This window comes from Cupriavidus sp. GW823-FHT06D04 (assembly GCF_058795055.1).
This window is the reverse complement of the sequence record NZ_JBXAHL010000013.1, coordinates 80704-93771: the sequence shown is the minus strand read 5'-3', so window position 1 is coordinate 93771 and position 13068 is coordinate 80704. Positions and strand designations below refer to the sequence as shown.

Genomic DNA, 13068 nt, shown 5'->3' with positions numbered 1-13068 from the left:
CTGTCGGCACGGCCGCCCCTACGCAGTCTGCAATTCGTCGCCGCGCGCCATGCGCCGGATTGCCTGCGGCGGTTGGCCGAACGCCCGCAGGAACGCACGCCGCATGCGCTCGCGGTCACCGAAGCCGGTATCCCGCGCGACCACATCGATGGCATGGCGGCCGCTTTCCATCATCAGCCTGGCCGCCTCCACGCGCAGGTGCTCCACGGCCTTGGCGGGGGTCTGCCCGGTCTCGTCACGGAATGCGCGCGCGAACTGCCGCGGGCTCAGGTGCGCCGCATCCGCCAGTTGGTCCACCGAAAGTTCCTGTTGCAGGTTCTGCCGCGCGAAATCCAGCGCGGCACGAATGCGGTCCGAGCGCGGTTCCAGGTCCAGCAGTGCCGAGAACTGTGACTGCCCGCCGGCGCGTCGGTGATACACGACCAGCGACTTCGCCACATCGCGCGCAACCGCGGCGCCCGCGTCTTTCTCCACCAGCGCCAGCGCCAGGTCGATGCAGGCCGACATGCCGGCCGAGGTCCAGACCGGGCCATCGATGATGAAGATGCGGTCCTCTTCCACGCCGACGTTCGGGAAGCGCCGCCGCAACTGCTCGGCGTAATACCAGTGCGTGGTGGCGCGGCGGCCATCCAGCACCCCGGCCTCCGCCAGGTTGAAGGCACCGGTGCAGGTGGCGCCGATGCGCCGCGAAGTCCGCGCCGCACGTTGCAGGAACTTCACCAGCGCGGGCGCCGTGGGCAGCACGTCGTTGTCTCCCACCACCAGCACGGTATCGAAGCGGCGCCTGCCGAACGGCTCGGTGCTGACGAAAAAGCCACCGGAACTCAACACCGGTCCGCCATGCTCGGACAGCAGGTGGACCTGGTACAGCGGCTCTCCGAGCGAGCGGTTGGCGAACTCCAGCACTGTCGAGACCGCAAGGTTCAGCACCTGGAAGCCGGGATAGAGGGCAAGGGCCACGTGATGCATGTCTAACTCCTCATGGCAGTGAAAGGCATTCTGCGCGCACGGCAGAAAAGGTGGCATCTATGACATTGGTGTCATGGCCATTGTGCTCCTAATCTTGGTTTCACGCAGCCGGCCGATCCGGGCCGACCGCCACGAATCTCCCTCCCTCACTGAATCCGGAGCTTTGACATGACCACGCACAACCATCCCGGCACCGCCCTCATCACCGGTGCTTCTTCCGGCATCGGCGCCATCTATGCGGAGCGCCTGGCGCGCAGGGGCCACGACCTGATCCTGGTGGCGCGCAACCGCGCGCGGCTGGAAGCACTGGCCCGCCGCATTACCGACGATACCGGCCGCTCGGTCGAGATCGTGACCGCGGACCTTGGCCAGGCAGCCGACGTACGACGCATCGAAGAGATCCTGCGCACGGATGCAAGCATCACCACGCTGGTCAACAACGCCGGCTTCGGCGGCGCTGCACCGCTGCTGGAATCGGATGTCGACACCATGCAGGCAATGATCGAGCTCAACGTCACGGCCCTGACCCGGCTCACCTACGCCGCCGCCCCGGCCTTCGTCGCGCGCGGCGAGGGCACGATCATCAATATCGCCTCGGTCGTGGCGGTCGCGCCCGAGATCCTGAACGGTGTCTACGGCGGCACCAAGGCGTTTGTGCTGGCCTTTACCCAGTCGCTGCAACATGAGCTTGCGGGCAAGGGCGTGCGCATCCAGGCGGTCCTGCCGGGGGCCACCCGCACCGAGTTCTGGGACACCGCCGGCCAGCCGGTCGAGAACCTGCCGCAAGCGATAGTCATGAGCGGCGACGACCTGGTCGACGCGGCCCTGGCAGGGCTGGACCAGGGCGAGGTGATTACCGTGCCGTCGTTGCCCGACGTGGCCGACTGGAACACGTTCGAGGCAGCACGCGCCGCGCTCGGCCCAAATCTTTCGCGTGACCAGCCCGCTACCCGGTACGGCGTTGCCCGGTAACTGACGGCTCGCGGACGCGCGCGGCCTTTACACCACCTTCCGCCGGGCGCGCGGTATCCGGAAGCGCTCCGGCCGCCGCGCGCCTCCTCCCTGCCATCTACGCCAGCAGGCGCCTCCCATGGTCCTTTTGTACCGCTATGTATCAGGCACAGGGGACGATACGTGCCCTGACAGAAACAGGGTCTCCACGCTATAGCGCAGATACACCGGTTTCCTTTAATGCATCTCGTGGACCGACGGCATGCGTCAACAAGACGATCCCCCGGCCGCGCAGTTCAACCCAGACCTCAAGGAAACCGACCATGATTACCGATCTCACCAAGCGCATTGTTCTCGCCCTCGCCCTGGCAGCTGCCGCCGCCGGCGCCCAGGCCGCCGGTCCCGGCGCACGCGATCCGTTCAGCGAAGGCGCACGTTCCGTGCAGGACGCACGCAACGCATTCACCGACGGCGCCCGCGCCGTGCAGGACGCACGCGACCCGTACACCGAGGGCGCGCGCAATGTCGATCCGTACGATAAGGGTGAACGCATCCTGGCCGGGTGGGACCGCACGGGTCCGTCCGCTGATCCGGCGCGCAGCTTCGATCCCTACCAGGACGGCGCCCGCGCCTGACTGCCGGCTTTGGCCTCGGCTATGCCTCTTCGCGTGGTGCTGCCGTGGAACCCCGCACGATCAGTTGCGGCGTCAGTTGCACGGTGACGGCATCGGAGGCTGGCTTGTCGATCTTCCTGAGCAGGAGGCGGGCAGCCTCCTCGCCCATTTCGTGGACGGCAATGCGCACGGTGGTCAGCGGCGGCGTCAGGGCGTCGGCGAAAGGCATGTCGTTGTGGCCCACCACCGAGACGTCCTCGGGGCAACGCATGCCGCGCTCGCGCAGGAAGTCGTAGCAGCCCATCGCCACCAGGTCATTGCCGGCGGCGATGGCGGTCATCTGCGGGAATGCCGCGAAGAGTTGCTCGCAAGCGAGCCGGCCGGCTTCACGCGAATAGCTGGCGGCTTCCATGACTTGCCATTCGCCGCGGCGCAGGCGGTGGCGCTTTACCGCCTGAAGGAAGCCCTCGCGACGCAGGAAGCCGGTCGACAGCGAGGCTGGCCCGGCAATATGCCCGATGCGGCGGTGGCCCAGGCCGACCAGGTGGTCGACCGTCTGCCGCATCGCCAGCAGGTTGTCGCTCACCACGCAGGACACCCGGCCCGTGTCTTCGCCGCGGTTGACCGTGACCACGGGGATATGCTGCTTGAGGCAGTACGCGAGGATCGGATCGTCCCGTTCCGCGGTGGCGAGCACCAGTCCTTCTACCTGCTGGCCGATCATCTGGTCGATGACAAAACGCTGCCGGCTTTTGTCGGTACCGGCATTGACCACAATTGGCACGTAGCCTTGCTGCGCCAGCACGGATTCAATCCCGGCCAGGATCGGCGGAAACACCGGGTTGGAAATATCCGGCAGCACCACGCCCACCAGTCCGGAACGCTGGGTGCGCAGCCCCGCCGCGATGCGATTGGGGCGGAAGCCGCGGGCCTCGGCAACCGCCAGGATGCGAGCCGCCACTTCCTCAGCCACCAGGTGCCGCGTGGCCGGGTTCATCACTCGCGAGACGGTCGAGTAATGCACGTCGATCTCGGCAGCCAGGTCTTTCAGGGTGAGGCGCTTGCGCTCGGGCATGACGGCAGTTGGCGGGGCGGCAGCCCGGGGAGAGTTGGAATACGCCATTCTAAGCCACCCCCGCGCCGTCGCCGCTCGCCTTCGGGCTAGCGCTACTGCCCCGCCTTCACGCCGGATTGCCTGACCACCGGCGCCAGCTTGCCGATCTCCGCCTGGATATAGGCGGCAAACTCCTGCGGCGACGAGCGCTTCGGCTCCGCGCCCTGGGCGGCCAGGCGCTCGCGCACATCCGGCGCGGCCAGTGCCTTGCCGATCTCGGCATTGAGCGCATCGACGACTTCCTTCGGGGTGCCGGCGGGCGCCAGCACGCCGAACCAGGAGTCGAACGCGTAGCCGGGGAAGCCGGACTCCGCCACCGTCGGAATATCCGGCAGCGCGCTGGCGCGCCTGGCCGTGGTGACCGCCAGCGCCCGCAGCTTGCCCTGTTTGACGAACGGCATGGCCGATACGCTGGGCGCGAACATCATGTCGCCCCGGCCAGCCATGACGTCGGTCAGCGCTTCGCCCGTGCCCTTGTACGGGATATGGACGATGTCGATGCCGGCCTGCATCTTGAACATCTCGCCGCTCAGGTGCGTAGAGCTGCCGGAACCCGCCGAGTCGAAATTCAGCGCTCCCGGCGTCGCCTTGGCGGCGTTGACAACGTCCCGCACCGATTTGTACTTGCTGCCGGCATTGACCACCAGCACATTGGGGACCGTCGCCACCAGCGAGACCGGTGCGAAGTCCTTCACCGTGTCATACGAGAGCTTGGGATACAGCGTGGCGTTGATGGCGTGCCCGACCGAAACCAGGATCAGCGTGTAGCCGTCCGGCGCCGCCTTGGCCACGCCGGTGGCGCCCAGGGTGCCGCCAGCGCCGGGGCGGTTGTCGACGATCACCTGGTAGGTGCCGCCCTCGCCCATCTTGCTGCCGATGATGCGCGCCAGGATGTCGGTGGCGCTGCCGGCCGAGAACGGCACCACCAGCCGGATCGGCTTGCTGGGGTATTGCGGTTGCGCGTGGACGGCGGGCGCGGCCGCCAGCATCAGCGATGACGCCAGCGCCAGCACGGTGCCTTGGATGGATCGAATCATTCTGTGTGTCTCCTCACTTCAGAAGCGAGCGCGGGCACCGCGCATCGCCGTTGAATGCGGCGCGCCCATGCGGGCGTGCCGTTCTGCCTCAGAAGAAGTGCCGCATGCCGAGCGCGACCGTCTGCGGGTCTGCACCCGCGCTCACGCCCAGTTCATTGATGGCAAAGTCGTAGATCGCATTGCGCTTGTTGTTGATGCGGCTGTAGTACGCATACAGCGCTGTGCGTTTGGACAGCGGATAGTCGTAGCCGACCGTGATCTGCGTGGCGCCCGTTTCCGCGCCGCTGCGGAAGAAGCCCACGGTCTCGGTCGCATTGCCCGCGCCATTGCTGGCAAGGCCAAAACCGACGCGCACGCTGCCCGGCCCGAGCTTTTGCACCACCGAGGCGTAGTACCCGTTGCGGGTCAGGTCACCGGTCGCGGTGCGGTAGTGGAGCCGTTCATAGAGCAGCGCCACGGTGGTGGTCGGGAACTTGTACGAGACGCCCGCCTTCATCGCGTCATCGTTGCGGCCGGCGGTCTGGTAGTGCTGGTGGACTTCATAGGCCAGCGCCACGTTGAGCGGGCCGTTGTCGTAGGCGGCCGAGAACGAATACAAGCCGGGATTGCGCGGTACGGTGGTCTTCTCCTCGTTCACGCCCCACGCCGCGGCGCCGCTGAAGCCGGCGAACGACGGCGTCTTGTAGACGATGATGTTCTTCTGCCGGCGGTCGAACGAGCTGGTGTCCTGCACGTTGTCGGAACTGGACGTGGAGCCGTTGCCGATCAGCGCCATATAGCCGGCAGTGGTCGGATAGTACGGGTCATAGGCCAGCGTCGATTCGGTGTATGGCGTCTGCCAGTGCCCCAGGAACAGCGTGCCAGCATCGCCCTGCAGCCCCACCCGCGTATTGCGCCCGGCCACCTGGCCCTGGCCGGTATCGAGCGAGAAATTGCTTTCGATCTGCCAGATCGCTTTCAGGCTGCCGCCCAGGGCTTCTTCGCCACGCATGCCGAAGACCGAGCGGTTGTTGGTCAGGCGCCCCACGCCGCCAAGGCGGGAACCGTCGGTCGCGGTGTTGGCATAGGAATACTCCAGTGCCGTATTGATGCGCCCGTACAGGGTCACGGCTGACTGCGCGCAGGCCTCACCGCCACAGCCTGCGGCCATGGCCAGCACGAGCAGATGGCTGCGCTTTCTGATGGGTTGCATTTGCTTTGTCTCCCCTGGTTTGTCGTGGTTGTTGTCGGCGGGCCGTCTGCTCCGCTCTTTTTTGCAATCGTTTGCAGTTCGGCCCGAGAAAATCAGCCCTTGGGATACGGCATCGCCAGCAGCAGCATCGCCGGCCGGTTACCCGGGTTCGACACCTGCCGCGCCTCACCCGGCGCCAGGCACACGGAATCGAACTGGGCCAGCGTCACGACCTCGTCGGGCGTGGCGATGCGGACTTCGCCTTCCAGCACGACGTAGTGCTTTTCCACCGGCGAGGCATCCATCGACGTATGGCCGCCCGGCAGCAGTACCGAGACCCCCATCCACAAGGCTTCGGACGGTCCCGCTTCATGCCCTTGCAGGCGCAGGCAGTGCATGCCTTCATGATTCGCCGGGAAGTAGGCTGGCGCCTTTGCGAACCGGGTCGTGTTCATGGCTTCAGCACCACGCGTTCGGTCGCGCCCTGCAGGACCGCCCGGTAGGCCTCCTTGGCGTTGGAGAGCGCATAGGTGTAGTCGGAAAGGACCGGGAACGGCCGCAGCGCACCCGAGGCAAACATCGGTGCGAGCTGGTCAAGGATGCCCGCGCAGGCGTTGCTGTCCAGCGCAAGGGTGTCGACGCCCACATAGGTGTGCTGGCCACGATAGAAGGCGAAGATATCGAACGGCACCGGCTTCTCGATGGTCGAGATGAAGATCTGCGCCGCGCCGATCGCCATGGCCTGGTTGGCCTGTTCGAAGTAGGGGCTTCCCACCGTGTTGTAGACGATATCCGCACCGTGCCCGTCGGTCTCTTCGCGCACCACCGCGGCGATGGATTCGCTGCTGGCATCGATCATGCGCACGTCGCCGCTGGCATGGCCACGATACGCCTCGGCGGTGCGCTCCACGGCAAAGACGCGCGCGCCGAGCGCCGTGGCGATCTGGATCGTTGCCTGCCCCACCTTGCCGTTGCCGCCACACACCAGCACGGTGCTGCCAGCCTGCGGCATGCCCGCGCGGCGCAGCCCTTCATAGGCGGTGATGAACGGCACCCCCACGGCGCCGGCTTCCAGCAGCGACACCGACGCCGGCTTGGCGCGCACCGCGCTGGCCTGGATGCGCAGGTACTTGCCATGCGTGCCGTCGCGGCGGATGCCGAGCTCGCCGCCGCTGCCCCAGACCTGCTGGCCCAGCAGTTCGGTGGGACCGTCGACGACCAGGCCTGCATAGTCGCGGCCTGGCGTGCGCGGCCAGATCGCATGCGGCATCATGCCGAGCGTTGCCTTCACGTCGCTCGGGTTCACGCCGGCGCTGGCCACTTCGATGATGACCTGACCCGGCGCCGCTTCCGGACGCGGCACGCCGAGCAGCTCCAGCTGCAGGACATCGATATTGGCGGCTTTTTCGCTGACTCGAATGGTGTTCATGGTGATTCCTTCCTGAAATGTTTAGTTCTGTATGGCGGGGATCAGGCTTCGCGCAGCCCAAGCGTGCGCCGGGCCTCGGCCGACGATGCAATCTCGCCGCCGAGCGACCTGACGATGTCACGCGCCTTGGCGACCAGCGCCGCGTTGCTTGGCGCCAGCACGCCCTTCTCAAGATAGATGTTGTCTTCCATGCCGACGCGCACGTGTCCGCCTGCAAGCCATGCCTGGGCCACGATCGGGAACTCCGCGCGGCCGATGCCGAAGGCCGACCAGTGGGCGCCGGCGGGCAGCATGTTGCGCGCGTAGAAGATGGTTTCCGGCGTGGGCGCAAAGCCGTACTTCACGCCCAGCACCAGGGTCCACAGGCCGGGACCGTCCAGCACGCCTTCACGGATAAAGTCGAGCGCCATGTTCAGGTCCCCGGAATCGAAGATCTCCAGCTCGGGCATGACGCCGGCCGCGCGGATCACGCTGGCCATCTTGCGCACGTTGGTGGGCGTGTTGATGACCACGTCGCCGCCTGAATTCATGGTGTTCAAGTCGAGCGAGCAGACGTCCGGGCGCAGCGCCGCGATGTGTTCGACGCGCTTCGAGGGATGCAGCAGCGTGGTGCCGGGCGCGGCCACGCGCGGCTCGTCCTCGCTCGGCACGAAGCGGCCACCGGGTCCGGTGGTGAGGTTGATGATCAGCGAGCGGTTGCGCTTGCGGATGCGGTCGATGACATCGGCGTAGTAGTCGAGCGACATCGACGGGCGCCCCGTTTCAGGGTCGCGCACGTGGATGTGGGCGGCGGCTGCGCCGGCCTCGGCGGCTTCCAGCGCGGCGTCGGCAATCTGGGCCGGCGTGACCGGCAAGCCGGGGTGCTGCTCCGGGGTGACGATATTGCCGGTCACCGCGCAGGTGATGATGGTCTTGCGTGCGTGCATGAGCGAAGGTCAGTAATGGAAATGCTATTGGGTAGACATGGAGGGGCCTGGCCTATCCAAGCTGGCGGCCGCCGTCCACGACGATGGTGGTGCCAGTGGCAAAGCGCAGTGACGTCGCGCAGGCAGCGATGGCATCGGCCACGTCCTGTGCCTGGCCGACGCGCTTGAGCGGCGTCGACTTGGCGGCGCGCTCGTTGAAACCGCTGTCGCGTCCCGGCACGAAGGCGGTATCGACCACGCCCGGTGAAACGTTCAGCACGCGGATATGCGGCGCCAGCGCGCGCCCGAGCGACATCGCCATGACATCGAGCCCGGCCTTGGCAGCGCAGTACGCAACATTGCTGCCCTGCCCCGTACGGCCGGCGATCGACCCGACATTGACCACCAGCCCGTCGCCATTGGCGCGCAGGTGCGGCGCGAACGCACGGATCGCGGCAAACTGACCGCGCCAGTTGACGGCAAACAGTTCATCGATCAGCGCATCGTCCAGGGCGTCGAGGTCGGCGTGCGGGATCGCCCGCGTAAAGCCCGCGGTGTTCACCAGGATATCGACGCGGCCGTAGTGATGGCTGACCTCGTCGGCCAGCGCGCGCAGCGAGGCGCTGTCGGCAATCTCGGCCACGGCGGCAAGATGGTTGCCGGCCGGCAAGGCCGCCGCGGCACTGGCCGCCTTGTCGGCGTCGCGCCCGGTCAGCACGACGCTTGCGCCAAGGCGCGCCAACGTTTCACCGGCGGCAAAGCCGATGGCACCGGTGCCGCCGAGGATCACGGCCACCTTGCCGGAAAGAGAAGTAGCACTCATGGTTTCAATGTGGGAATGGGTCAGGGGAAGCCGATTCGGCCTTCAGTCGATCGGCGGCTTCGGGAAGGTCTGCTCGCCGGGCTCCAGCGTGAAATCGAACGCCAGCGTGTAAAACGGCGCCGGCACATCGCCCCACGGGCTGGGGCCTTGGTGGTGCAGCCGGAGATCGCCAACCAGTTGCCGATGCACGCCGAACGTGACATCGGATTCCAGCTTGTCCGGCGCGTCGGCAAACACCTGGGTGACGAGCGTCCGGTAACCCGGCGCCGCGACGATGAAATGGATATGCGCCGGCCGGTACGGATGGCGCTGCTGCTCGGCCAGCAACGTGCCTACCGGGCCGTGGGTCGGCACCGGATAGCCGGCAGGCCGCACCGTGCGAAAGTGATAGCCGCCGCTTTCATCGGTATGGAAGCAGCCGCGCAGGTTGCGGTCGGGCTGGGTCGGATCCTGGTTGTCATACAGTCCCACCGGCGACGCCTGCCAGATCTCGACCAGCGCGCTTGGCAGCGGCGTGCCATCGGTCGCCCGCACGGTGCCGCTGACCAGCAGCGGCAAGCCAGGCGCGTCGTCCTGCACCACGCAGTCACCGCAGTCATAACGCGGCGCGTTGGCGCGATAGAACGGGCCGAGCAGCGCGCCGGGCGTGCGCCCGTCCCTGGTGCTGTTGTTCATGACGGTCACCAGCGTCGACAGCCCCAGCACGTCGGCAGCCAGGACAACCTCGTTATGTTTGGCATTGGTCGCATGGCCCAGGCTGGCGATATACCCCAGGGCAAGCTCGAATTCCTCGTCGGACAGCCGCACCTCGGACAGGAACCCGTGAAGGTGCCGCACCAGGGAATCCATGATGAAGCGCAGGCGGGGATTGGTGGTATTGGCCATGGCCGCCTGGACCACGCCTGTCACCGAGTGTTCGTCCTCGATCAGCGCCAGACGCTCGCCTTGTGGCGCCTGCCGCTCGCTGGAAGTTTCCATGTTTTGCCTCCTTTGCAAACGTTTGCATTATCGGCGGTTTCGACGGATGGTCAAGGTCGAAGTTAGTCACCGCCACGACTTGCAACGGCTGCCGTTCAACCAGAATCACAATCAAAACAAGGGAGTACGGACGATTTTCGGGAGAAACCCTAGGTGCATGCCAAGGCGCAGAATGTGGCGCATAGGCCTGTCCGAGTCCCCTGCCGATGCGGCTCCCCAGCCCGTTCGCGCATGAATTTGTACCCGTCTGTATCACGCAGCCGCAACGATACGTGTTTCGACGGAGACACCTCTCACGCGCTACGGGCCAGATACATCGATCGCCTTAAATGCATTCCGTGGCCCGGCGGCGAACCTCAACGAAGCCAGTCCCTGCCGCGCAATACCGAACCCAAACCTTTAAGGAAGACGATCATGACTACCCACAACATCGCCAAGCGCTTTGTCTTCGCCATCGCCCTGGTTGCCGCCGCTGCCGGTGCGCAGGCCGCCGCACTGCCCCAGCCGGGCGCGCGAGACCCCTTCACCGACGGTGCCCGCTCCGTGCAAGAGGCACGCAGCCCGTACAGCGACGGCGCGCGTGCCGTCGACCCGTTCACGGACGGTGCGCGCAACGTTGATCCGTACTACGACGGCGCACGCACCCTGTCCGGCCTGGACCGCACCGGCGTGTCGGCGGACCCGGCGCGCAGTGTCGACCCCTATCTTGACGGCGCCTACGCCTGAGCCCCAACTCTCTGAATGACCAAGGAACGCATCATGACCCGTATCGAAAAAGTGCTGTACACCGGCAAAGTCCACATCACCGCAGGCGGACGCGACGGCGAAGCCCACAGCGATGACGGCCGGCTGAACCTTCAACTGTCCTCGCCGGGCACCAAAGGCCAGGGCACGAACCCGGAGCAACTGCTCGCCGCGGGATGGTCGGCGTGCTTTATCGGCGCGATCGGGCTGGCCGCCGGCAAGATGAAAGTGAAGCTGCCGGCCGAGCTTTCGGTCGACGCCGAGGTTGATCTGGGCAGCGCTGGCGAGGCCTATTTGCTGCAGGCCCGGCTCAATGTCCATATCCCCGGCATCGACCGTGAAGTGGCCCAGGCACTGGTGGATACCGCGCACCGGACCTGCCCGTACTCGAAGGCCCTGCACGGCAGCATCCACGTCGAAACCAGGCTGGTCTGACGCACACGGTGACCTGCCTGAGGCAACCGGGCAGGTCATTTTCCACAACCAAAGCGAGCCCTCTGTCCGGTGCAGTCGCGTTCCATGCGACGTTCTAACGTTTGCGCGCGTAGAGACTCGGTGGCTGGCCGACGTGCCGGCTGAACGCGGTGCTGAAGGTACTTGCCGAGCCGTAGCCGACCCGTTCGGCAACCTCGGCGATCCCGAAGTCATGGCGACGGAGCAGGTCCTTCGCCACAGCCATGCGCCAGGCGATCAGGTATTCCATCGGTGGCATTCCAACGGCGCGGGTGAAGCGCTCAAAAAAGGTCGAGCGCGACAACGCGGCCTTCTTTGCGAGTTGGGCCACCGTCCACGTGCGCGCGGGATCGGCGTGCATCTGCCGCATCGCTGACGCGAGTCGGGCATCGGCCAGGCCACGCAGCAAGCCCGGGGGTGCGTCCTCCCCCGACGTTGAGCGCAGCGCTTCGATCAGCAGCACCTCCACCAGGCGCGTGAGCACGAGCTCGCGGCCCGACCTCCGTTCACCCGATTCCTCGCCGACGAGCCGAACGATGGCCGAAAGCCGCTCGGCGCCGCGCACATGCACCAGCGCCGGCAACAGCGACACCAGCAGCGCGGCATTGGACGAGTCAAAGACAAAGTAGCCGCCGAGCAGTCGCACATCGGGACGTCCACCGCGCCTGCCGTGACGGACTTCGCCCGTCGGCGCAGACGTCACCTTGGGGTCGATGCGCTCGGGCGCCACCGGCTCAAAACCCGACAGGGTGAAGCCCGGCGTTGCCGGCAGGAGCACGAAGTCGCCTGCCTCAAGCGTGATGGCATGGTGGCCGTCGACGGCGAGACGACAGCTGCCCTCGCGCACGGCGCAGAAGCTTGGCTGGCCGAAGTCAGCGTAGCGAACACCCCAGCGGCCGGCGCCGCTGATGGACTTGGAGAACACGGCACGCGGCTGCAGCAGTGAGATGACTTCTGACAGGGGATCGCTCATCGCCGGACGATTGCAAATGAAATCTGGACTTTTCATTGTAGGCAGTCCGTCGCAGCCCCGCTATCGTTGCCGACATCAAAACCACCACCGAAATTCCCATGAAAACCGTGTTGATTACCGGCTGCTCCTCTGGCTATGGCCTTGAAACCGCGCGCCACTTCCACGCGCAGGGCTGGAACGTTATCGCCACCATGCGAACGCCGAACGAAGAACTCTTGCCCAGATCCCACCAGATCCGCATGCTGGCGCTCGACGTGACGAAGCCCGATAGCATCGCCGCCGCGCTTGAAGCAAGCGGGCCCATCGACGTGCTCGTCAACAACGCGGGCATCGGCCTGTTTGGCGCCTTTGAGGCCACGCCGATGGCCACGACGCGCGAGGTGTTCGAGACCAACACCTTCGGCGTGATGGCGATGACCCAGGCGGTGCTGCCGCAGTTCCGGGCGCGCGGGTCGGGCGTGGTGGTGAACGTGACCTCGAGCACTACGCTGGCGCCGATGCCGATGGTGGCCGTCTACACCGCGAGCAAGATGGCCATCGAAGGCTTCACCGCGTCGCTCGCGTTCGAGCTCGAAGCGTTCAGGGTGAGCGTGAAGCTGGTCGAGCCGGGCTACGGTCCGACCACGCGCTTTACCAGCAACGGGGGACCGCGCATGGAGGGCCTGATCCCCGAGGCGTACGCGTCTTTCGCGCAGCGCATCTTTGCTTCACTCTCGCAACCGGCAGCGGTGACGACCGAGGCCGAGGTGGCCGAAGCGGTTTGGCGTGCCGCCAACGACAGGTCCGGGCTGCTTCGGTTTCCGGCAGGTGCCGATGCGGTAGCGCTGGCTCATTCGGGATAAGCGGCAAGGGAGTCTGGCCCTTCGCCGGTTCGCCGCACGAGGTATCGGAGCCCAATTACGGCCTC

15 protein-coding genes are annotated in these 13068 nt (G+C 66.3%); 5 read left to right on the top strand and 10 right to left on the bottom strand.

Annotation, left to right across the window (positions count from 1 at the left end; all coding sequences use genetic code 11):
* Positions 1-18: 18 nt before the first annotated feature.
* Positions 19-969, bottom strand: a complete 951-nt coding sequence (locus AC1Q7H_RS17995; protein ID WP_114130546.1) for a GlxA family transcriptional regulator — start codon at positions 967-969, stop codon at positions 19-21.
* Positions 970-1137: 168 nt separating this feature from the next.
* Between AC1Q7H_RS17995 and AC1Q7H_RS17990 the strand changes: the two genes are divergently transcribed.
* Positions 1138-1941 (top strand): SDR family NAD(P)-dependent oxidoreductase, encoded by an 804-nt coding sequence (locus AC1Q7H_RS17990; RefSeq protein WP_492378095.1) that lies wholly within the window; start codon positions 1138-1140, stop codon positions 1939-1941.
* 302 nt (positions 1942-2243) lie between these two features.
* On the top strand, positions 2244-2555 hold the full coding sequence (locus AC1Q7H_RS17985; protein WP_211981785.1) for a hydroxyquinol 1,2-dioxygenase: 312 nt from the start codon (positions 2244-2246) through the stop codon (positions 2553-2555).
* Positions 2556-2574: 19 nt separating this feature from the next.
* Here the strand turns inward: AC1Q7H_RS17985 and AC1Q7H_RS17980 are convergent, their stop codons facing one another.
* From AC1Q7H_RS17980 to AC1Q7H_RS17945, 8 genes are all read right to left on the bottom strand, one after another.
* The gene (locus AC1Q7H_RS17980; RefSeq protein ID WP_249221302.1) at positions 2575-3609 is read right to left on the bottom strand and encodes a LacI family DNA-binding transcriptional regulator; all 1035 of its coding nucleotides are present in this window, start codon (positions 3607-3609) and stop codon (positions 2575-2577) included.
* 92 nt (positions 3610-3701) lie between these two features.
* Complete coding sequence (locus AC1Q7H_RS17975) at positions 3702-4685, bottom strand: tripartite tricarboxylate transporter substrate binding protein (RefSeq protein WP_153953417.1); 984 nt, start codon at positions 4683-4685, stop codon at positions 3702-3704.
* A gap of 88 nt (positions 4686-4773) precedes the next feature.
* Positions 4774-5877 carry a porin gene (locus AC1Q7H_RS17970; RefSeq protein ID WP_211981799.1) on the bottom strand — a complete coding sequence of 368 codons (1104 nt, stop codon included), beginning with the start codon at positions 5875-5877 and terminating at the stop codon, positions 4774-4776.
* 92 nt (positions 5878-5969) lie between these two features.
* Positions 5970-6311, bottom strand: coding sequence for a cupin domain-containing protein (locus AC1Q7H_RS17965; protein ID WP_114130541.1), 342 nt, complete (start codon positions 6309-6311; stop codon positions 5970-5972).
* Positions 6308-7285 carry a quinone oxidoreductase family protein gene (locus AC1Q7H_RS17960; protein WP_211981801.1) on the bottom strand — a complete coding sequence of 326 codons (978 nt, stop codon included), beginning with the start codon at positions 7283-7285 and terminating at the stop codon, positions 6308-6310. The genes AC1Q7H_RS17965 and AC1Q7H_RS17960 overlap by 4 nt, the downstream gene beginning before the upstream one ends.
* Positions 7286-7326: 41 nt before the next feature.
* Positions 7327-8211: a beta-keto acid cleavage family enzyme gene (locus tag AC1Q7H_RS17955; protein WP_114130539.1), complete on the bottom strand. Its 885-nt coding sequence runs from the start codon at positions 8209-8211 to the stop codon at positions 7327-7329.
* A gap of 52 nt (positions 8212-8263) precedes the next feature.
* A complete protein-coding gene (locus AC1Q7H_RS17950) occupies positions 8264-9013 on the bottom strand; it encodes an SDR family NAD(P)-dependent oxidoreductase (RefSeq protein ID WP_013953384.1) in 750 nt (249 codons plus the stop codon).
* 42 nt (positions 9014-9055) lie between these two features.
* Positions 9056-9991: a dioxygenase family protein gene (locus AC1Q7H_RS17945; RefSeq protein WP_492381518.1), complete on the bottom strand. Its 936-nt coding sequence runs from the start codon at positions 9989-9991 to the stop codon at positions 9056-9058.
* 414 nt (positions 9992-10405) lie between these two features.
* Here AC1Q7H_RS17945 and AC1Q7H_RS17940 point away from each other — a divergent pair, with 414 nt between their 5' ends.
* Positions 10406-10717 (top strand): hydroxyquinol 1,2-dioxygenase, encoded by a 312-nt coding sequence (locus AC1Q7H_RS17940; protein WP_211981805.1) that lies wholly within the window; start codon positions 10406-10408, stop codon positions 10715-10717.
* A gap of 33 nt (positions 10718-10750) precedes the next feature.
* On the top strand, positions 10751-11170 hold the full coding sequence (locus AC1Q7H_RS17935; RefSeq protein WP_211981807.1) for an organic hydroperoxide resistance protein: 420 nt from the start codon (positions 10751-10753) through the stop codon (positions 11168-11170).
* A 94-nt stretch (positions 11171-11264) separates the two neighbouring features.
* Here AC1Q7H_RS17935 and AC1Q7H_RS17930 read toward each other — a convergent pair whose 3' ends face one another.
* Positions 11265-12161: an AraC family transcriptional regulator gene (locus tag AC1Q7H_RS17930; protein ID WP_492378091.1), complete on the bottom strand. Its 897-nt coding sequence runs from the start codon at positions 12159-12161 to the stop codon at positions 11265-11267.
* Between the two features lie 98 nt (positions 12162-12259).
* On the opposite strand from AC1Q7H_RS17930, the gene AC1Q7H_RS17925 reads away from it, so the two are divergent.
* Positions 12260-13003, top strand: coding sequence for an SDR family oxidoreductase (locus tag AC1Q7H_RS17925; RefSeq protein ID WP_211981811.1), 744 nt, complete (start codon positions 12260-12262; stop codon positions 13001-13003).
* Positions 13004-13068: the final 65 nt, after the last annotated feature.